This window comes from Actinomadura formosensis NBRC 14204 (assembly GCF_001552155.1).
Lineage (GTDB): Bacteria > Actinomycetota > Actinomycetes > Streptosporangiales > Streptosporangiaceae > Spirillospora > Spirillospora formosensis.
This window is the reverse complement of sequence record NZ_BCQQ01000022.1, coordinates 1-18,981: the sequence shown is the minus strand read 5'-3', so window position 1 is coordinate 18,981 and position 18,981 is coordinate 1. Positions and strand designations below refer to the sequence as shown.

19 protein-coding genes and 1 pseudogene are annotated in these 18,981 nt (G+C 69.0%); 4 read left to right on the top strand and 16 right to left on the bottom strand.

The annotated features are described in order from the left end of the window. Positions 1–260 precede the first annotated feature (260 nt). The 4 genes from AF1_RS08285 to AF1_RS08270 all read right to left on the bottom strand — a co-directional run bounded on the left by AF1_RS08285 (position 261) and on the right by AF1_RS08270 (position 3,899). Positions 261–1,526, bottom strand: coding sequence for a CaiB/BaiF CoA transferase family protein (locus tag AF1_RS08285; protein WP_067794598.1), 1,266 nt, complete (start codon positions 1,524–1,526; stop codon positions 261–263). Beyond that, entirely contained in the window at positions 1,527–2,378 is an 852-nt protein-coding gene (locus tag AF1_RS08280) for a VOC family protein (RefSeq protein WP_067794595.1), read from the bottom strand. 121 nt (positions 2,379–2,499) lie between these two features. Further along, positions 2,500–2,997, bottom strand: a complete 498-nt coding sequence (locus tag AF1_RS08275) for a MarR family winged helix-turn-helix transcriptional regulator (protein ID WP_165488293.1) — start codon at positions 2,995–2,997, stop codon at positions 2,500–2,502. A gap of 74 nt (positions 2,998–3,071) precedes the next feature. Next, positions 3,072–3,899 carry a TauD/TfdA dioxygenase family protein gene (locus AF1_RS08270; protein WP_067794589.1) on the bottom strand — a complete coding sequence of 276 codons (828 nt, stop codon included), beginning with the start codon at positions 3,897–3,899 and terminating at the stop codon, positions 3,072–3,074. Positions 3,900–4,164: 265 nt separating this feature from the next. Here AF1_RS08270 and AF1_RS34175 point away from each other — a divergent pair, with 265 nt between their 5' ends. From AF1_RS34175 to AF1_RS08260, 3 genes are all read left to right on the top strand, one after another. Further along, positions 4,165–4,332 (top strand): hypothetical protein, encoded by a 168-nt coding sequence (locus AF1_RS34175; protein ID WP_157419150.1) that lies wholly within the window; start codon positions 4,165–4,167, stop codon positions 4,330–4,332. Beyond that, positions 4,329–5,729, top strand: coding sequence for an MFS transporter (locus AF1_RS08265; protein WP_067794587.1), 1,401 nt, complete (start codon positions 4,329–4,331; stop codon positions 5,727–5,729). Before AF1_RS34175 ends, AF1_RS08265 begins: the two co-directional genes overlap by 4 nt. Positions 5,730–6,234: 505 nt before the next feature. Continuing rightward, on the top strand, positions 6,235–7,854 hold the full coding sequence (locus tag AF1_RS08260) for a hypothetical protein (RefSeq protein WP_067794584.1): 1,620 nt from the start codon (positions 6,235–6,237) through the stop codon (positions 7,852–7,854). Between the two features lie 254 nt (positions 7,855–8,108). Here AF1_RS08260 and AF1_RS08255 read toward each other — a convergent pair whose 3' ends face one another. The 3 genes from AF1_RS08255 to AF1_RS08245 are packed head-to-tail and all read right to left on the bottom strand — an operon-like array spanning position 8,109 to position 10,964. Beyond that, a complete protein-coding gene (locus tag AF1_RS08255; RefSeq protein WP_067794581.1) occupies positions 8,109–10,313 on the bottom strand; it encodes a hypothetical protein in 2,205 nt (734 codons plus the stop codon). A 10-nt stretch (positions 10,314–10,323) separates the two neighbouring features. Beyond that, the gene (locus AF1_RS08250) at positions 10,324–10,614 is read right to left on the bottom strand and encodes a DUF6082 family protein (protein WP_067794578.1); all 291 of its coding nucleotides are present in this window, start codon (positions 10,612–10,614) and stop codon (positions 10,324–10,326) included. Positions 10,615–10,628: 14 nt separating this feature from the next. Further along, complete coding sequence (locus AF1_RS08245; RefSeq protein WP_067794575.1) at positions 10,629–10,964, bottom strand: DUF6879 family protein; 336 nt, start codon at positions 10,962–10,964, stop codon at positions 10,629–10,631. Between the two features lie 237 nt (positions 10,965–11,201). Between AF1_RS08245 and AF1_RS08240 the strand changes: the two genes are divergently transcribed. Further along, positions 11,202–13,415 carry a DUF262 domain-containing protein gene (locus AF1_RS08240; protein ID WP_165488292.1) on the top strand — a complete coding sequence of 738 codons (2,214 nt, stop codon included), beginning with the start codon at positions 11,202–11,204 and terminating at the stop codon, positions 13,413–13,415. Here AF1_RS08240 and AF1_RS37010 read toward each other — a convergent pair. The 9 genes and pseudogenes from AF1_RS37010 to AF1_RS08210 form a co-directional block, all read right to left on the bottom strand. After that, positions 13,364–13,753: a WD40 repeat domain-containing protein gene (locus AF1_RS37010; RefSeq protein WP_131732282.1), complete on the bottom strand. Its 390-nt coding sequence runs from the start codon at positions 13,751–13,753 to the stop codon at positions 13,364–13,366. The genes AF1_RS08240 and AF1_RS37010 overlap by 52 nt on opposite strands. Positions 13,754–13,906: 153 nt before the next feature. Continuing rightward, positions 13,907–14,368: an NUDIX domain-containing protein gene (locus tag AF1_RS08235; protein WP_131732281.1), complete on the bottom strand. Its 462-nt coding sequence runs from the start codon at positions 14,366–14,368 to the stop codon at positions 13,907–13,909. Between the two features lie 428 nt (positions 14,369–14,796). Next, complete coding sequence (locus AF1_RS36195) at positions 14,797–14,991, bottom strand: carotenoid oxygenase family protein (protein WP_067794567.1); 195 nt, start codon at positions 14,989–14,991, stop codon at positions 14,797–14,799. A 389-nt stretch (positions 14,992–15,380) separates the two neighbouring features. Next, positions 15,381–16,688: a pentapeptide repeat-containing protein gene (locus tag AF1_RS08225; RefSeq protein WP_067794564.1), complete on the bottom strand. Its 1,308-nt coding sequence runs from the start codon at positions 16,686–16,688 to the stop codon at positions 15,381–15,383. A 288-nt stretch (positions 16,689–16,976) separates the two neighbouring features. After that, positions 16,977–17,195: a cupin domain-containing protein gene (locus tag AF1_RS37005; RefSeq protein WP_207393900.1), complete on the bottom strand. Its 219-nt coding sequence runs from the start codon at positions 17,193–17,195 to the stop codon at positions 16,977–16,979. Further along, a complete protein-coding gene (locus AF1_RS35755; RefSeq protein ID WP_067794561.1) occupies positions 17,161–17,340 on the bottom strand; it encodes a hypothetical protein in 180 nt (59 codons plus the stop codon). The genes AF1_RS37005 and AF1_RS35755 overlap by 35 nt, the downstream gene beginning before the upstream one ends. Before the next feature lie 54 nt (positions 17,341–17,394). Continuing rightward, positions 17,395–17,592: pseudogene (locus tag AF1_RS33085) on the bottom strand (YbaK/EbsC family protein); the annotation flags it as partial. Positions 17,593–17,730: 138 nt separating this feature from the next. Then, entirely contained in the window at positions 17,731–17,919 is a 189-nt protein-coding gene (locus AF1_RS08215) for a DUF397 domain-containing protein (protein WP_067794559.1), read from the bottom strand. Next, a complete protein-coding gene (locus AF1_RS08210; RefSeq protein WP_255218788.1) occupies positions 17,910–18,716 on the bottom strand; it encodes a helix-turn-helix domain-containing protein in 807 nt (268 codons plus the stop codon). The genes AF1_RS08215 and AF1_RS08210 overlap by 10 nt, the downstream gene beginning before the upstream one ends. Positions 18,717–18,981 lie beyond the last annotated feature (265 nt).

Genomic DNA, 18,981 nt, shown 5'->3' with positions numbered 1-18,981 from the left:
GCTCCTCCGAGGGGTCGTGGGGTCGGGTTGACGTCATCGTGCTTCCCTTCTGCCGGGGCACCCCCGCTAAAAGCGGGTAAATATGCCTATGTTAGGACTGTTCATGCGATAGACAGTACAACCCCGTGGTGTGACGAGCAATACATCCGAGCCAGGATTCGCAGCCCTCGGTCGAAGCGTGATCCGTGCCCTGCCGCAACGGATGCGGAGGTTCCCCGTCCGGCGGCGGCGCCGGCCGAACGGGGAGGGCGGCACTCCGATCACCCTTCATCGGGCGGGGTGGAGCCGAGGGACGCTTCGGCCGGCGGCGACGTCCGCTGCGTCGCGGTCCGTCCCCGCCCGGCCCGCCTGAAGCCGGCGGAGTCCTGGCCGAGCGCTCGCGCCGGGGCCAGGTCCGCGGGTCGCCGGCCGTCGAACAGGAAGGGGGCGCGCACGGACCGGACCGTCCCTTCGGTCGGGTGCTCCACCTCGTGGAACAGCGCGGCGGCGGCGAGGTGGCGGTCGGTGAGCAGATCAGGCAGCGAGCGGACGCGCGCGTGAGGGACGTCTATCTCCTCAAGGATGTCGAGCCACTCCGCCGTGGTCCTCTGGAGCAGTTCGGCGGCCACGAGTGCATAGACCTCGTCGATGTTCGCCGTACGCCCGGCGAGCGTGGCGAACGCGGGCTCGTCGACGAGGTCGTACCGGCCGATCCGGCTCAGGAAGGCCGCCCAGTGCCGGTCGGTGTAGAGCATCAGGCTGACGTGGCCGTCACGGGTGGGAAAGGGCTTGCGGTGCGGTGACGCGGTCCTCGGATAGAGAGCGGGGCCGTTGGCGGGCTCGTAGGTGAGACCGCCCATCTGCTCGACGGCGGTGAAGGCCACCATGGTCTCGAACATGGGGATCTTGACCGAGCGCCGCGGCCCGCCGGCCGCCCGGGACGCCAGCTCCGCGCAGATCGCGAGCGCCGCGTACATGCCCGCGGTCTTGTCGGCCACCGCCGTGCGGACGTAGGCGGGTTCCCCGCCGTTGCCCTGCACCCATGCCATGCCGGACTCGGCCTGGATCGTGTCATCGTAGGCGGGCCGGTCCTCGTAGGGGCCTGGCCCGAATCCCACCAGCTCGCACAGCAGGGCTTCGGACCCGGCCGCGGCGAGCTTCTCCGCCGTGAGCCCGAGCCGCGCCGCCGCCCGCGGGCGCATGTTGTGGACGACCACGTCGTATTCGGGCAGCGAACTCATGAGGAGCTCGCGGTCGGGCTCCCTCGCGAGGTCGAGGACGATGGACCGCTTCCCCGCGTTGAGCGCGAGGAAGATCGGCGACATGGCGGGGGTCCTGCCGGGGGTGAGGTGCCGCACGACGTCACCGGTGGGGGGTTCGATCTTGTCGATCCGGGCGCCGAGCTGGGCGAGCAGGAGCGTGCAGAAGGGCCCGGACATGGTGCCGGTCAGATCCAGCACGCGGACACCGTGCAGCGGCCCCCGCGCGTTCTCGCAGGCCGCCTCGGCCGGTGCGGCGGCGGGCGCGGCCTCGCGTTCGCCGTCCACTCAGAACCCTGCCGGCGGTTCGTAGACGTCCTTGGCCTGCAGGCTCCGGACGAACGTCCTCGGGCGGTGGGTGGCCGGGTCGACGGTCCCGTGCTCGAAGCAGAACTCGATGCCCAGTCCTTCCGGAAGTCCTTCGAAGTAGAAGCCGATGGACCCGGAGGTCTCGTGGCGGATGAGGTCGTCGCGCAGTTCCAGACCCGCGCGGCGGACCACCGCCCTGGCACGCATGACGTCGTCGAAGGTCTCGGTCTGGAAGCAGACGTGGTCGACCGAGCGGGGCGCGCCGGGACGGCGCTGGAGCACCAGGGAGTGATGGGCGCCGTCGGACGCGTGCAGGAAGGCGGTGGTGTCCTCGATGAAGTCGGAGACGCCCAGCCCGAGTACTTCGGTGTAGAAGGCCAGCGAGGCGTCGAAGTCGGACGCGGACACCGCGACGTGCACGAGGCGTTCGAGCCGCGCCCACTTCGGCTGGGCACCGCCCGCGATGCGCGCCATCCCCCTGAACACCTCGACCTCGGTGCCGTCCATGTCGGTGAACCGGAGGGCCTCCTGGACGAAGTCCTCCCGGAGGCTGCGGGAGCGCTCGTAGCCGACTCCCACCCCGGCGAGGGCCTTCTCGACGTCCTCGAACGCGGCGCCGGGATCGAGCTCGAACGCCATCTTCGCGAGGCCCGGTGGCCGGGAGGGATCCTGGCGAAGCTCGATCCAGTGGTGTTCGCCGGCGCCGCCGAGGAAGGCACGGTCGTGCGTTCTCCCGTTGAGCTGCAACTGGCCGCACGTCTCGAACAGGTCGACCGCGGGGGCGAGATCGGCGACGGTGAGGGTGATGTAGCCCAGACGCGACAGAAGCATGTTGACTCCACGTGTTCGAGGGGCGACGCGGCGCGGGCATCCAAATATGGATACCATGCGCATATTCTAGAGAGGGTGGCCGCCCGCCACAAGAAGCGGCCGCTCCAGGCCCGGCCGCCGGTCAGCCGCCGCCCGGCGCGGTCTGGCCGGCGGAGCCGGCAAGCCGCACGAGCAGGGGTACCGCCTGGGCGAGGACCTCCCGTTGCGCCACGGTGAACTCGCGTTCGAGGACCCCCTCGATCCAGGCTTCGCGGGCCCGCCGGTCCGCCTCCAGCTCCTTCTGGCCGCTCAGGGTCAGGGACGCGTGCACGTTCCGGCGGTCGGCCGCGTCGCGCCGGCGCGTGACCAGCCCGCGCTCTTCCAGGGTGACGAGGCTCGACCAGACGGTCTGCGTCCGCAGGCCGTTCTCGACGGCGAGTTCGCTGGCCGTCGCGTGACCGTGCTTCGCCAGTCCGCTCAGCAGGACGCTCTGGGACCAGGTGAGCGTCGTCCCGCTCTCGTGCCTGACGCGCCGGATCAGCCGCCCCGCGGCCGCCCGTATGTCGGCGGCGAGCTTCGCCGCGTCGCCCGCCGGCGGCACGGGCGAGACGATGCCGGCCGTCGCCGTTTCACGAGACACGATCCGCCCTTCGGTGACGGGTGGGGTGGCGGGGGCCCGCGGCCGGTTCACCGCCGCGGGCCCCGCCGGACGGCTCACCAGTTCAGGGTCTTCAGGACGAGCCGGCGCAGGGTGCGCGGGTTGTGGTCGACCTGACCCGTTCGAGCGTGCTGGACCGCGCGGTTGTTGAACAGGACGAGATCGTCGTTCTCGTAGTGGTGGGTGTAGACGTTGGCGTCGTCGTAGAGGGCGGCGAAAAGGGTCTGGAGGAGCTCCTCCCCCTCCTCGGAATCCGGGCCGTACTCAACGATGTGGCTGGTGTTGAACTCGTTGACGAACAGCGCCTTCCGCCCGGAGTGCGGCACGGTGATCACGACCGGGTGCTCGGCGGCCTGGACGCTGGAGAGGTCGGCGCCCTCGGGGTAGTCGGACAGCCGCATCCGCTTCTGCTCGGCGTCCGCGTCGTTGAGGTCGAACATGTTGTAGGCGTGCAGGCCCTCGATCTTGACCTTGATCTCTTCCGGCAGGTTCTCGTAGGCGCGCACGCTGTTCGCGAAGGCGGTGGGCGGGGACGTGGGCGAGACGTCCTGGGCGTAGAGGCAGGTACCGGCCGCGACGTCTTCGCGGTAGGCGCCGTCGTTGTGGAAGAGCAGGCGGCGGCTGCCGGCCAGGCTCGGGTTGTCCTCGATGACGTTGGAGAGGTACTCGACGGTCGTGCCCCACCGGAAGGTGTGCAGTTCGCCGAGCGTGGTGACGAACCGGTCCTGGTCCTCGTCGGCGAGCTTCTGGCCTCGGACCAGCACGACGCCCCCGGTGTCGAACGCCTCTCGCAGGACCTCGACCTCGTCGGGGCCGAAGGGCTTGGACATGTCGAGGTCCTGGAGCTCGACGCCGATGCTGTCGGTGAGTGGGACTGCCCTCATGCTGGTGCCTTTCTCGAGTAGCGGGCAACGTCGGCTTGCTTCCGCACCACGGCGAGAGTCGCCGGCGACCGGGATCAGGCCATCTGATGTTCAGGAGCCCTGAACACCCTTATGCTGATCACATTAAGCATGTTCAGGATCCTTGGCAAGAGGGGAGTGAATCGGAGGGAGGACTTCGGGAGCCTTCCGCGTCCCTCGAAGTGCCGTATCTCAACTAAACAGGCAACCTGTTTAGGTTGCCTGTTTAGCAGGTAACCTGCTTACAATGAACATCCATACGCCGCCCCCTCTCGCCCCCGCCAGGCCGGTCATCGAGACGATCGCCGTACTGGAGCGCGACCCGCCGGTCCGGACCTCGGCGGACCCCGTCCGCGGACGCGAGCACGCCGCCGGGGACCGCCGCGACACGGCGTCCGGGACCCGGCGGCCATGACCTCGCATCCGGTGGCCCGCGTCACCGAGAACCCCGGGCCCCCGTTCGGCCGGCGGTTCTCGACCCCGCTGATCCTGGGCGCCACCCTCAACCCCGTCAACAGCTCGATCGTCGCCACCGCGCTCGTTCCGATCGCGGCGGCCATGGACTCCTCGGTCGGCCGGGTGGCGCTCCTGGTGACCGTCCTGTACGTCGCCAGCGCGGTGGCGCAACCCGCCATGGGACGGTTCGCCGAACTGCTCGGCCCGCGCCGCCTGTTCCTGGCGGGCACACTGCTCGTGGCGGCCGGCGGCGCGGTGGGCGCCCTCGCCGCGAACCTGACGACCCTCCTGGCCGCACGCGTCCTGCTCGGAGTCGGCACCTCGGCCGCCTTCCCGACGGCGATGCTCATGATCCGCCGCCGCGCCGACGCCAGCGGCGCACCGGCCGGAAGCACACTCGGCGCGCTCGTGATCGCCAGTCAGGTGACGGTCCTGCTCGGGCTCCCGCTCGGCGGGCTCCTGGTCAGCCTCGCCGGCTGGCGGTCCACGTTCTGGATCAACATCCCCCTGGCGCTGGCCGTGTTCGCCATGGCCTGGAGATGGTCGCCCGCGGACGGGCCCGTACCAGCCCGGGGCGTGCGCCGAATCGTCGCCGACCTCGACGTCCCCGGCATGGTGCTCTTCGGCGGCATGCTCTGCCTCCTGGTCGCCTTCCTCGCCGACCCGCACCTCGCGCGCTGGCCATTCGCGGCCGCCTCAGCGGGGCTGGGCGCGGGGCTCCTCTGGTGGGAGCCGAAGGCCCGCCATCCCTTCATCGACGTGCGCTCACTCCTCGACAACGCAAGCCTCACCCTCACCTACGTGAGGACCGCCGGAACGATGCTCGTCGCGTACTGCGTGATGTACGGGCTCACCCAGTGGCTCCAGGAAGACCGCGGCCTGCCGGCGACGCTGGCGGGGATGCTCATCGTGCCGATGAGCGCGGCCGGCGCCCTCGTCACCCGTCCCGTCTCGAAACGCGGCCTGGTCAAGGCGCCGCTCACGGCGAGCGCCGCCCTGGCCCTCGCCGTCGGGGTGGCCATCAGGTTCACCGGCGGTGGCACACCGCTGGTACTGATCGTCGCCCTGACGACCCTGGTGGGAGTGGCGATCGGCCTCGCGACCGTCGGCAACCAGGCCGCCGTCTTCGCCCAGGCCGGCCCGCAGGAGACCGGTATCGCCGCGGGACTGCTGAGGACCTCCGGTTATGTGGGTGCGATCGCCTCCGGCAGCCTTGTCGGCCTGGTGTTCCGGGACGGCCCGGACGACGCGGGGCTGCACCGCATCGGTGACGTGCTCATCGCGGTGACCGCCCTCGTCCTCGTCCTGACCGTCCTCGACCGCAGGCTGCCGCGCACGCTGCGGTCCGGGCCGTGACCTGTCGGCTCAGAAGCCGGCCGGCCGCAACGGGCGGGTTCCGGTCAGTTCGGCGAAGACGATGAGCCGGTAGGCGGCGGAGGTCAGCCCCGGCGGAACAGGCGCGTCCAGACGCTTCCGGCGGCCTCTTCCTTCTGTCCGCAGGTGCAGCGCTGGGACCGGGGGACTCCGGCGAGCACCTGCTCGACGTGCTGGCCGCAGCCCCGGTAGGTGGCGCCTTGGCACTTTCGGCAAACGGCGCGCTGGCACATGGGCTTTCTCCTTCGGGTCGGGTCGCGGGCCGGTTGGCCCTGACCGCTGGGTGGGAGGTTCCACTTCCACCAATATACCCCCTAGGGTATCTGAACTGACACGTCCGTCCGATGCGGCCGCGGGCGTCACCTGGCGCGAGCCCCGGTCGCCCCGGCCCGCCCGAGGGGCCTGGAGATCAAGTTGTGATCGTTCCAAGGTGATCCGCGGGGGTGGGCCGGGACGTCCTCCAGGGTGAGCAGCCCTGGAGGACTCTGTGCAGCGACGTTTTCTCACCCTGGTTTCCGCCGCCGTCCTGGCGGTGCCCGCTGTCGTGATCGCCGCGCCCGCCGCGTCCGCGGCGCCCTATGTGTATGTGCACGCCGCGATGGATCGGGACGACCCCGCGCATCCGGTGACCGTCACGGTGAACGTCCGGGGCGAGGGCGTGGGACGAGTGCAGGCGTGGTTCACCGATTCGCGGTTCGGCGGGAGCTGGGCGGCGGTGGGAGATCTCCGGCTGATCAGTGGGACCGCGCAGGACGGCACCTGGCAGGGGAGCCTGCCGATCTCCGTTGAGGAGCACCCGGGAGAGCACTGGGCCGTCGTCAACGTGGATGACGCGAACGGCGGCCTGCTCGCGCAAAGCGGCAACGTCTTCCAGGCGTGTTACACGCCGGTCTACTCCGGTGTCACCGCGACGCCGGCGGTGATCGACGCCGACCACCGGACGGTGACGGCGTCCGGCGGCATCTCCTACCGGACGTCCAAGGCCGCCCCCTTGCAGCCTGCGGGCGGGCTGCCCGTGAAGCTCCTGGGAACCCCGGGGGCCACCGAGACCGGTGCCGACGGGCGGTTCACCGTGCGGGGCGATGCCGAGGTACGGCCCCAGCTCTCCAACGACGCGAAGGGCGTGGTGTGCCACGGCTGGGGGACGACCCCGGTCACGGTCCGGCAGACCGCCACGGCGATCTCGGCGCGGGTCGGCGTCGCCAACCCCGTTCCGGCGGGCGGCACGGTCACCGTCCGGGGGGAGCTGACGCGCGCGGGGACGGGCGGGCCGGTGTTCCTGGGGCCGGGTGAGTCCGTCGAGGCTTGGAGCAGGCCGTTCGACGGCGGCAGCTCCAGGTACCTCGGGAAGGTCGAGAAGCTCGGCGACGGTGGTTCGTTCGAGTTCTCGTTCACGGCGTCCCCGGGTGAGCTGCTCGTCCAGTACGTGCCCAACTCGACCGGCCTGTTCGTGCGGAGCGAGATCCGGCAGCCGCTGGAGGTCGGGACCGCGCGGGCCGTCACCGCGTTCAGCGGGGCGAACGCCGGGCCGGAGCCCGTCGCGCTCGATGGGACGGTCACGATGTCAGGGCGGCTGCTGGCGGGCGGCGCGGCCGTGAAGGGCGCCACCGTGGACGTCGAGTTCTCCGCGAACGGCACGTCCGGGTGGACGCGTGCGGGCCAGGGGACGACCAGTTCGACCGGGGCGTTCTCGGTGGGGGCGCCCGCCACGCGCGACGGGTACTGGCGGGTGCGCTACGCGGGGTCGTCCGCCTACCGTCCGGCGGTGAGCGGGGCCGACTTCGTCGACGCGCGGTACCGGACGGCCATCACCTCGTTCAACGCCGCCCCGGAGCCGGTTCGCAAGGGGCGGGCGCTGACGGTGCAGGGCAAGCTGAGCCGGTACGTGGGCGGCTGGAAGCCGGGGTCGGGCGCCACGGTGAAGATCTACTTCCGGCGGGCGGGGACGTCGTCGTGGGCGCTGGCCGGGACCACCCGCAGCGCCTCCGACGGGGTGTTCCGCACATCCTTCACCGCCAAGCTGGACGGCACCTGGCGCGCCGTCTACCCGGGCAGCGCCGCCTACCTCTCCGCCACCGGCACCGGGGACTACGTGGACGTCCGCTGATCCACGCCGGTACCCCGGACGGAGCCGCCGCCCGGGGTACCGGCATGACCGCCGTCCGTCCGCGTGGCGACCGGCGGCGACCAGCCGCGGCCTTCGACATCGGAGTTCTCGCCGGCGCGTGCCGGGCGAGCGGCCCAGGTGATGCTCGCCGCGCTGAAACGGCAGGGAACGGCCGCCCATGACGGCCTCCTCGCTGTCCACTGCCCGGGGCGGCGACCTGGGCGCTCAAGCGGGAGTGGTCTGGGCCTGCTTTGTCAGTGAGGCGGGTGGAGGATGTGGGTCTCTTCCAGGGACCAGGTGCCGTGGCCTCCGGTGACCTGGAGGAGTGTGTGGGAGCGGAGTCGGATTTCCGTGTCGCCGTCCGGGAGAGCGAGTGTCCGAACAGGGGTCAGCGTGGCGTCGAGGTGCAGGAGGCCGAAGGTGTCTCCGCTGCGGAACAGCACAGGTCCCGGTGGGCCCAGGTAGCGCACTACTGCGGTTCGGTCACCCGCTATGGAGTGCTCGAACGGCCGGACGTGGCCGGTGGGCGGCACGGTGATGGCGTCCTGTTCTCTGGCTTGGGCAAGGGCGTCCACGTCGGCCTGTCCCAGGGGTGTCACGTCGATCCGCCAGTCCGCCCCGGCGGTTCTCACCTGGAGTATCGCCCGCGCCGGAACGGCGAACGTGCTCCGGCTCGGCGGGGACTCGTCCCCCGCCGGCGGGCTGAGCACGGCGGTGGACGCGACCGGGTCGCAGCCGTGGAGCGCGGCCAGGTTCGGCCCGTGCAGGTGGACCTGGTGGGGTTGCCCACCTGGGCATGTCACGACGGCGATTCCAGCCGGCCCCTGGTAGGCGAGCACTTCGGACCCGCTGCCCGTGGCCGAGCCGGTGAACCCGCGTGCGCGTTCCGGTCCGCTGACCGTGACGGTCCACCGGCCCTCGGACTCGACGTACAGGAACCTCTTCGTGAGCGCCTTGTCGGATACAAGCCGGTCGTCCAGGACGGTTGTGGCGGGCGGGGCGCCGGGGCCGCACACCACGACCGGGGTCCCCCGGCCGAACTCGGTACGTCGAAGCCAGGCCCGCAGCGTCCCGGGGCCCTCGTTCACGAACTCGGCCAGCACCGGCTGAGGAAGCCGTCCCCTGATCTTGACGCGCGAACCGCCGACGCCACGGTGTGTGCGGACCGTGCCGTGACGGGCGTGATCGACCGGCGCGAACCCCGGCGACGGAAGTGTCTCGTCCTCCGCCAGCCAGCGGTCGAGGTCGGCGGCCACTCTGCGCGGCTCCTTCACCCGAAGGCACAACCGGCGGACCGGACGCCCCCGCTGAGGCATGCCCGTCTGCGGATCCGGATCCTTCAGAGTCAACATGACCCAGAACCAGTTCCCCCACCGCAGCCGACGTGCGGGAAGAGAAATGTCGTCCCGCATCCGCAGGACGAGGTTGAGTTCCTCCCGGAACGGCGTCAATTGGGCCACGCCCCCCTTGACCTGGCCCCGCCCCGGCTCGTCGCCGCAGTGGACCGCCGCGACTGCGGTGCGCGGGATCCGCAGCACCTTCCACAGCAGCAGCCCGTCCCAGATGACGATCTCATCGTCGGTCACCCACATCCGGGGCCGTACCAGCACCAGCCTGAGCGTCTGGACCGCGACGCCCACGAGGACGACCGCGAAGAGCGGCGCCCACAAGCCCGCGACCAGCTCGGCCCGGGTGATCTCCTTGTTGAACACGACCCAGATCAGGCCGAACAGCAGCAGCGACGCCACCAGTGAGAGCAGGCAGACCGTCCCGGCCAGGGTCCGCCCCTTGGACCTGGCCATCTTCACCCTGATCGTGGAGGAGCCGGGCCGCGCCGACCAGCCCCACCTGTCTCGGCCGGCGAGGTCGCGCAGCGCGGGGCGCCCGCGTTCCCCCGCCTGCCGTCTGCGCGCCGCGCGAGAAGGCCGTGTCCGGTGAACGCCCCACAGCACCGCGGCGTTCAACCCCACCCCGAGGCTTCCGGTAAAAGCGGCGAGGACCACGGTGCCGAACGGCTGCCCCCAATCCGGCGACCCGCCCTTCATCTGGACGAACATCCCTGAACCGACGTCGAGGGCGGGGATCTCCTCCCCGGCGTAAACGGAATGGTCGCCCTTCCCCCTCAGCTGAACTGTCCTGCCGGTCAACTGAAAGGGGCCGTCGGTCGTGAATGCGCCGTACCAGGAACATCCGCCTCGGCTGCACTCCTTTGCTTGTGCGGTGAACGTGCCCGGAACCCCCTCGCCTCTCGCGGCGCGCTTGGTGGCCGCGACTTCCTCCACCATGAGGCCGAAGGCGTAGGGCCAGATCATCAGCAGCCCGACGCCGATCAAGAGCTGGGAGACCGCAAAACGCCTGAGACTGTTGAGGCCGTACCTCTTCGAGGCTTGGTCGACCTCGCGTCTTCCGCTCATCCCCGCCCCGTCCAGACCGCCGCCGAGGCCCGAGCCGGACGGCACATTCGTGAGCCTAAGGATCACACGGCAGGGCAGGAGGATCGAGTGCGCTGACGATGCCGCCGGGCTTTGCGGGTTTCGCCTTCCGGGACGGGCCCCACGCCTTGTCCAGGTCGGGGTCGTCCATGGCCATTTTGAGCAGGCCGGTGATGGCGGAGCGGCGTGCCTCCTCGCGGGCGATCTTGGTGTCGGGTGCCTGGAGGTCGAGGGTGGCGGCTATGCCGAGCAGGGCGAGGACGGCCAGGGTGGTGAAGGTGAGGCCGAGTGTCCTCTCCGTGCCGTGGCCGGGGCGGGTCGGGGGCATCTACGGATGGTGACTCACACGGCCGGGGCCGGTAGGGGCGCGATTTCGCGGTGGAAGAAGTCCAGGAAGGGTTCTCCGCGTTCGTACAGGGCTTTGATTTCGGATGTGGCCGCGTGGATCACGTCGGGTGCGGTGATGCGGCGGGCTCCGCAGGGCGTCCAGCCGGGTTCGTACTGGACCTCGTAGAGGACGAGGTCGCCCACGACGAGCACCTCGGGCAGCTGGGCGCGGGTTTCCAGTGAGGCGACCTGTTCGGCGGTGAGGACGGTCAGTCCGAAGCCTTCGTCCGCGAGAAGTCTGAGGGCGTGCAGTTCCCATTGGACGTAGGGGGTGATGGGGAATTCGACCACGCGGACGCGCCGTCTCCCGGACGAAGTGGGCGTGGTAGGCGGCCGGAGACCTTCCGCTTCCCCGTGGACACGAGCGCTGGGCACACAAGCGTGGTCCCTCCCGGACATCCTCGTGAACCGTCGTCCCTACTACCTGCGCCTGGCCATGACCACTCATGCCTCGAATGGGTTTCGCACTGTCGGTGGCTTCTGGAAAAGTGGCACGTGTCAAATCGTGTGGGCATGGGAGTAGGTACCGTGAAGGCTGATGCGCTGAGCCCTCGGCAGTTGTTCGACGGGAAGATGCACTACGAGATCCCGCCCTTCCAGCGCCCCTACGTGTGGAACGAGGAGGATCAGTGGGCGCCACTGTGGGCCGATGTCATCCGGGTCGCCGAAAGCCTAATTATCGCAGACGGTAACCAGCCCGCAGTGCCGCACCACTTTCTCGGCGCGGTCGTCTACGAATCGAAGCCCCCAGTCGTGGGTGACGTCACCCGGCACAGGGTGATCGATGGGCAGCAGCGCACCACCACGCTGCAGTTGATGATCGATGCGGTGCAATCGGTTGTCGCCGAGCGCGGTCACGAACTTCTCGCTGAAGATCTCGAGGAACTCATCCTGAACCGGTCATCGGTGTTCAGGGGAAGGCCAGAGCGGTTCAAACTGTGGCCGTCGAAGCAGGATCGGGCGGCGTTCGCCCAGGCGATGGACCCTGATCCTGACTGGAGCGGCGAACACCGCATCCTGGAAGCGCACAAGTTCTTCGGCAACGAGGCGCGCACCTGGTTGACCGGCACGCCCGATCTGGACGGCAACGAGCCCCCGGGAACCGAGGATCAGCGGGCTACCGCGCTGTCGGCCACGCTCCGCGACCGCCTTTTTCTGGTGGCGATCAACCTCACCGGTCACGACGATCCACAGTTGATCTTTGAGACCCTCAACGACCGGGGGACGCCGTTGCTGAAGGCCGATCTGATCAAGAACTGGGTGTTTCAGCAGGGGGACCGGATCGGGGCCGATGTCGATGCTTGGACGGAGACCCACTGGGTCGACTTCGACGATGACTGGTGGCGAGCGGAGATCACCCAGGGTCGTCACCAGCGGTCCCGGATCGACATCTTCATGCAGTACTGGCTTACCATGCGGCTGAGCGAAGAAGTGAAGACCGAACAGGTGTTCCGGGTGTTCACAACGCATGCAGGACCGCATATGGCCGACGAGCCGAGCGCGGACAGGTTGCTCCGCGAGTTCCGCAAGGACGCTGATACCTATCGGGCACTGGCCAATCTGCCGGAGGACACGGCACAGGGATCCTTCCACTCTCGTGTCATCGAGATGATGGGGTTGGCAGCAACCAGTCCCTTGTTGCTGTGGCTGCTCTCGGACAACCATAAGGTGCCCGAGCAGCAGATCGAGATCGCGCTGCGTGCCCTGGAAAGCTGGGTGCTGCGGCGCACGCTGCTGCGGATGACGATGAAAGATGTCAACCGTATGATGGTCTCGATCCTCAAACTGCTCGACCGCAGCGAGGTGACCGTGGCCGGCGATACGGTCCGCACCTTCCTGGCCGCGCAGGTGACTGACACGCGGCTGTGGCCGTCCGATGAACAGATGAAAGCGGAACTCCCCCATCTGAAACTCTACGGCTATCTTCGCCAGTCTCGCCTGCGCGTGGTGCTGGAGGTCATCGAGCGGAAACTGCGCACGGAATTCCATGAGGACGTCGTGCTGCCGGCGAAGCTGGAGATCGAGCACGTCATGCCGCAGGCGTGGCCGATGTACTGGAATCCCGAGCCGCGGCTCACCCCCGAACAGGCCGCCGACCGGGACCGGCGGATCCAGACGCTCGGGAACCTGACCCTGGTGACCAAGAGTCTGAACGGGGCGCTGTCGCACCGTCCCTGGACCGACAGCCAGGCCGAGGGCCTGACCACCGGTGGCGAAGCGGGACTCGGTAAACGCAGCCTGCTGGAGAAATACAGCCTGCTGGTGCTGTCGAAGAACCTCATCAACGATCACCCGGATGCCTGGACCGATGACGATATTCACACGCGCGCAGTCGAGATGACCACGCACCTGTGCGAGATTTGGCCGGGACCGCCCTCAGGCGTGCCGGCACTCGAGGTGATCGAAAAGACCGGCAGCCCAGACCAAGATATTGCACTGCCGCGTGTGGAATGGACCAGGGAGCAGCTCTCCGAATTCGCGGCGTCCACAACCGACCTCACGCGGGGATTCCTTGACTACGTCGCCGGGAACAAAGCCGGAGAATTGTTCCTCGGGGAGGACCTGGAAGGATCCGGGTACGTCACCGGCCAGATCGCGGGCATTACCGGCGCGATGGCCCGTAAGACCTACCAGGACTACCGGCGCAGCAACCCGCCCCTGGAATTCGTCTACGCCAACGGCCGCTGGCACTACCGCATGGACCCTGCCGTCGCGTCACACTGGATGAATATCCGCGACTGACCGCCTCCTACGTCAAGCGCTCGCGCAAACGCGGGACCTGGGATCGTTTCGGCGGGCCTGGACACACGGTACCCAGAGACAGATGCCGAAGATGGCCCGTGGTTGTCTGAGTTCTGTAGGGCAGGGGGTTGGTCGACACCGCGGATTCCAGAGGGCCAGAGCCGGGCGGTGCCGTCGATGGAGGCGGAGACGACGGCCCGGCTGTCCGGAGTCCAGGTGACGGAGACGACCGGACCGCGATGGACACCGATCACGCCGATCTCGGCGTAGGTCCTGCCCGCCCAGAGACGGACGGTGCGGTCGTAGGACGCAAGCGCCCGTAACCCCGCCTGCACCATCGAGGACTTGCCGCTCCCGGAAGCCCCGGCGACGACTGTCCGCAGAGCCGCGCGGGTCAGTGGGAGGACGGGACGGTCCGGGGTCTGCTGTCCTGCACCGCCACCACCCCGGCGGCGTTCGCCATGGGTTCGGGGCAGCCGGGGGCCGGATGGTCAGGAGGCGGCCCAGGCGCGGATTGTCTGGGCGGTTTCGGGGGTGACGTCGGAGTCGGCGAGGTCGGTCGGGTGGAGCCAGCGGTAGCCGGTGTGTTCGGTGCTCAGGACGATGGGGCCGTCGTTGTGGGCGACGCCGAAGGTGTATTGGCGGGACTTGCGGCCGGATCCGGAAACGTAGTCGAAGTGGGTGACGAAGCCAGGGTCGATGTGCAGTGGTCCGGTCCCGCCGATCTCTTCGGCGAGTTCACGTTCCAGCGCGGTGAGCAGGTCCTCGCCCGGTTCGACGCCGCCGGAGGGGAGTTCCTCGATGCCGGCCATGAACGCGTCGTCGGCCGAGCGGCGCAGGATAAGCACTTGGCCGCCGGTGTGGACGACAGCGCCGACCACGAGTTCGGCGATGTCGTCGCGCTCGGCGTCGGCATGCAACTGCTGGACGTCCATGCCCGATGAAGTGGTCACGTGGGCAGGGTAGTCCGGCCGGCCGGTGATGTGAGGGTGTTGAGGACTTGGCCGAGGTTGCTGATCGCGGTGTCGATGTATGCGCGTGCGTCTGGACTGTCCTCGGTGGGGACGGCGATCCGCAGCGAGGTTGCGGCCAGGCGTTCGGCGACCCGCAGATCACAGCGGACGCAGGGCGCCTCATAGGTCGTGCTCGCCGGTCTTCTCCACCCGCATGTGGCTGAGGTCGGCGGGCCGGTGTCCCCGGTCGCCGTCCGCCCTGCCGGATACCGAGGCACGGCTTGAGTCGGCCGCCGGTCAGTAGGGACAGCGCTCGTATCGCCCGCCTCATGGCGCCCCTCCACCCGGCGCCCGGCGGCGGACGCGGCGGTCGGCTCGGCGGTGATGCCCGCGGGTCGGTACGGCGGCTCACCGGCGCAGATGATCGATCAGTACCGGTCGTGTTTGAGGAGCCCCTCGCCGCCGAGTTCGGCGGTCGCGGACGAGGTGACCGTGCAGCTATAGCGATGCGGCAGCGAGGTCAGGCGCTCGTCGACGCGGGGGAACTCCTGCGCGCGGTCGTCGAGGGTCTCCCGTGCGACCGTCCCGGCGGGCCGCCCTTGAGCGTGCCGCCGAAGTCGCACGGTCCGAGCGTGTCAAGGTCGCGGCTCAGCTCGTACGGCCGGCAGCCGCCCACCATCAGGGCGAACGTGTGTCCACCGTGGCCGAGCACATTGGTGTTCGGGGCGAAGTCGAAGTTGTCGAAGACCGGCCCTTCGGGCCATTTCTCGTCGAGTCCGGCGGCGACGCGCCGGGACCGGACCCACCGGTTGCGGTACCACTCCGCGCGGCTCGCCGCCGGTGAGCAGCCCGGCGGCGGCGCAGGCGGTCACGGCGTCCTCCAGGATCGCGAAGGTCTCCGCGGCCTGGACCAGTGCCTCACCTGGTCGCCCGGTATCGGGGCGTACCGGGGGTGGCGCATCTGTCCGGATGGGCCGGTCCTGGACGGGAGGCCACCGCCCGCGACCGCCGATCAGCGGCCGAAGTCGAAGAAGGGGTCGCCGTCCGGAAGGGCGCTCGACTGCGGGAGAGGTTCTTGTCGTGCGGCTGGAGAGGCTGGTGACTCTTCGCGTACTCGGAAGGTGCCCAGGCCGTCGACGGGATCGGATGCCTTGCGAACAGCCTCGGCCCAGCCCGTGTTCGGCCATTTCGTCGTGGAGTCCCACCGGCAGCGAGCGAAGTGGTGCATTACGTCGTTCGTATGAAGCGGTCCAGAAATGTAATTCAGGAGAGCGCCGGAGAAATCCGTGCCAGTAAGGTCGGCACCGGTGAAAATGGCTCCCACCAGGTGGGCGCCGATGAGCTTGGTCCGCACGAGTCTGGCGTCATTGAAACACCAGAAGCCGACCTCGGGGGCGCCGCCGAGACCGACACCGCTCAGGTCGGCATCGGTCAGGTCGGCGCCGACGAAACCGCCGACAATGCCGAACTCGGCGTCGCGAAGGTCCGCGCCGATGAGTTTGGCGCCGGTGAACTGAGCTCCCAGGCGCCCGGCCTGGCCCGGGTCGGCCTCGGACAGATCGGCGTGACGCAGATCGGCTCCGCTGAGGTCGGCTCCGGTGAGGTCGGCGCCCTCGGGGAACCGGACGCCCCGCAGGTCGGCCCCGCGCAGGTCCTTGCCGGCGAGGCGGGCCATGGCCTCGGCACTGTTGTCTTCGATCAGTGCCGCCAGGTCCCCGGGTGGGCCGGATGGCCGACTGGTTTCTGTCCGGTCTCCGGTGACAGCGCTCTCGTCGACGACCTTGCCGTGCAGCGCGTACAGGTGGAAACCGTCGCGGTAGCGTATCGCCGGTCCCGTGCGGCAATGCAGCACCGGAAGCTCTTCCCCGAGCCGTGGCGCGGAGGCGAGACGGACCTCGGCGGGGCGCTCGCACACAAGGCAGACTTCCTCGAAAGGCCACCAGCCGCCGCAGGACTCGACGAGCTCTTTCCACAGCGCCAGCCGGCGATCCCAGATCCCCCGCCGACGTTTACGAGCGAGCCGGCCGCCCTTCTTGGCTTGACCGCCGCTGAGCAGATACAGGAGGAACTTACCCGGCTCCGGCTCACCGTGAGCGGCCGCAATCGCCCTGGGTTTCGGCGTGCCGAACTCGCTCCAGTCCCAATCGGAGTCATCGCGAGGAGAGTCGATCCACACCAGCCGCGGCTGCGGCGCGCCGACCAGTTCGTACAGCCCCCGAATCGCGGCCTCGGCACGGGGCCGGTCGGCCGGCTCAGTGGCCTGCCGACCCGCCCAACGAGGCAGGTGCGCAACCAGGCGTGTGATATCCAGGCCGATCACACTCGGGTTGACATGAAGCTGAGTATTGAACGGGCAAGGTGGTGCCATACTCGCTCCCTATCACGGGATGCGCCACAAATCCATGCCCAAACCGCGCTGTCCCCACCCAGCCAAACTCCTCTATGGCCACCCGCCATTTCCGGCAGCCAAAGATCAGGCCCCGTTCGGCGTCGGTGCCCAGGTCATCAGGCGGTGGCGCCGGGTGCGGCGGAACCGGTGGGCCGGCCCTTGCACGTCGGTCCGGCGGAAGTGATGCGTGCCCGGGATCCCCGGCCGACCGCGGGTCAGTCACCGGTGGCGATGACGCCCGCCTTTTCGATCATCAGCACGGCGCTGCGGACGGGGACGTCGGGGCCGGTGCCGCATCCCCGCGGGGACGGTGAATGCCTGGCGGGGACCGAGTTCGACGGTGTCGGCATGCTCCAGTTCGATGCGGAACAGTCCGTCCAGGACGAAGAAGAACTCACCTTGCTCATCGTGTTCGTGCCAGTGGAACTCGCCCTGCATGACTCCCAGCCGCACCCACCCCGACCTGGATGAGGGTCTGGTTGTACCAGGGCTCCTCGACCTGGTCGATCAGCGCCTGGACGTCCATGGTCTGCAGGGCGGTGAACAGCGGCTGGTAGTGGATCGCGTAGTCGGCCTGCGGCACGGTGTCCTCCTGGCGGACGGCGGGTCGAGTCCCCCTGGGCTGGGCGGTGCCAGGTCAGGGAGCGGTGATGGGGGCGAGGCGGTGGGCGGCCAGGCGTACGTAGTCGTCGGTACGCAGGGCGATCGAGCGGTCGAGCCGGGCTGCGTTGAAGAACAGTTCCGGTGCCCGCAGCAGCGCCGGGTCGGCGATGACCTCCAGCCCGGGGTGGTGGCTGAAGGGCAGCATGGTGCCGCTGGGGCTGTCGGCCAGTTCCTCGGCCTTGTCCTGGGCGGAATAGGTGCCCGCGGGGAGAGTGGGGTGCGGCGGGTCGTCCGGGTCGGGGGGCGGGGACGGGACGACTCGCCGCTGCTTGGTGGATCGGGGGTCGGCGGGGTGGTTGGGGCCGGGGGGTCAGTGCGTGTCGGCGGCGGACTGGACGGCGGTGCGCAGGGCCGCGCGGGTCAGCAGGAGGACGGGACCGTCCGGGTCCTTGCTGTCCCGCACCGCCACCGCACCGGCCACGTCCGCCAGCTCGACGCAGTTGCCTCCGCTGGAGGTGCTGCGGCTGCTCCGGCGCCAGGCAACGTTGCTCAGGTCCACTTTTCTATTGCCTTCCTAATCACCTCGCGCGACATATCTTCGGTGAGTGCCCGTGCACGAAGCTCGATCAAAGTTCGCGCCAGAGTGGACAAGTCCGCTGGATTGTCCGTAGCGATGCCGCGGATGGCCGTCTCGACGTAGGCAACCTCGCTGCGGTCCTCCATCGTTGCAATCATGAAGTCGCCCGAGTTGCCGGAGTGCTCACCGCTTGCCAAGACTACTTGAATCGTGACGTTCGGCAACATGCTCATGTCGAGCAGGTGCTCCAACTGCTCCTTCATCGTCTCGGCGGAGCCGACTTGCCGGTAAAGGGCATGCTCGTCGAGCAACAGCACAAAGAGCGTGGGGGGAGTTCCGTCGTCCCTGGTGAGGATGGACTGGCGTCGCAGGCGGAGGTCTATCGCCTCCTGGTTCCCCTTCAGCAGGACTGACATGTAAGCCAGGGTTTGGAGCAGTCCAGGGATCACGCCGTGCTCCCAGCAGACCAGGATCGCCGCATCACCCTCTATCTGTGGCCAGTCGAACCAGATCGGAACCGGGTGGCCGTCCTTGTTCAAGTCCTCCCACAGGCTGATCAGCGCTCCACCGGCCTCCAGGTAGTCGTCCACGATCTCCACGAAGGGGCGCGTGGCACGCTTCTTGCCTGCCTCGATCCGGCTCACCTGCGCAGGGCTGACCTTCGTGTGATGGGCGATCGTCTCCTGCTTGATGTCCTTGGCCTCCCGCAGGCGGCGCATCTGTCGACCGAAGGCAATGAGTGCAGCCGACTCCCTGGGATGCTGGCGCCGTGGAGGCATGATCATTTTCCCCTCTCGGCAACTTGTCGCCGACCGGATCTCCTTACCGCTCCAAGCCACTTCGAAGCGGTAAGCCCAATCGTAAGCCTGATAGTGGCTCAATGTGTGGGGTTCGCCACACAAAGTGAGGAGAGGTCATGGGCCAGGCGGCGGCGGAGAACGAGATGGTGGTGAAGCAGGACCTCAGAGTTGTCGCGGAGGTGCGGCGGTTCGTGCGGCTGGTCACCGGCCGGTGGGGCATGGACGACTTCGTGCCGTGCCTGGT

Coding starts and splice junctions, on each gene's coding strand:
- AF1_RS08280 (WP_067794595.1), bottom strand. CDS start 2,378: ATGCTTCTGTCGCGTCTGGGCTACATCACCCTCACCGTCGCCGATCTC.
- AF1_RS08270 (WP_067794589.1), bottom strand. CDS start 3,899: ATGAGGGCAGTCCCACTCACCGACAGCATCGGCGTCGAGCTCCAGGAC.
- AF1_RS34175 (WP_157419150.1), top strand. CDS start 4,165: ATGAACATCCATACGCCGCCCCCTCTCGCCCCCGCCAGGCCGGTCATC.
- AF1_RS08265 (WP_067794587.1), top strand. CDS start 4,329: ATGACCTCGCATCCGGTGGCCCGCGTCACCGAGAACCCCGGGCCCCCG.
- AF1_RS08250 (WP_067794578.1), bottom strand. CDS start 10,614: ATGCCCCCGACCCGCCCCGGCCACGGCACGGAGAGGACACTCGGCCTC.
- AF1_RS37010 (WP_131732282.1), bottom strand. CDS start 13,753: ATGGTGCAGGCGGGGTTACGGGCGCTTGCGTCCTACGACCGCACCGTC.
- AF1_RS37005 (WP_207393900.1), bottom strand. CDS start 17,195: ATGCAGGGCGAGTTCCACTGGCACGAACACGATGAGCAAGGTGAGTTC.
- AF1_RS08210 (WP_255218788.1), bottom strand. CDS start 18,716: ATGCCTCCACGGCGCCAGCATCCCAGGGAGTCGGCTGCACTCATTGCC.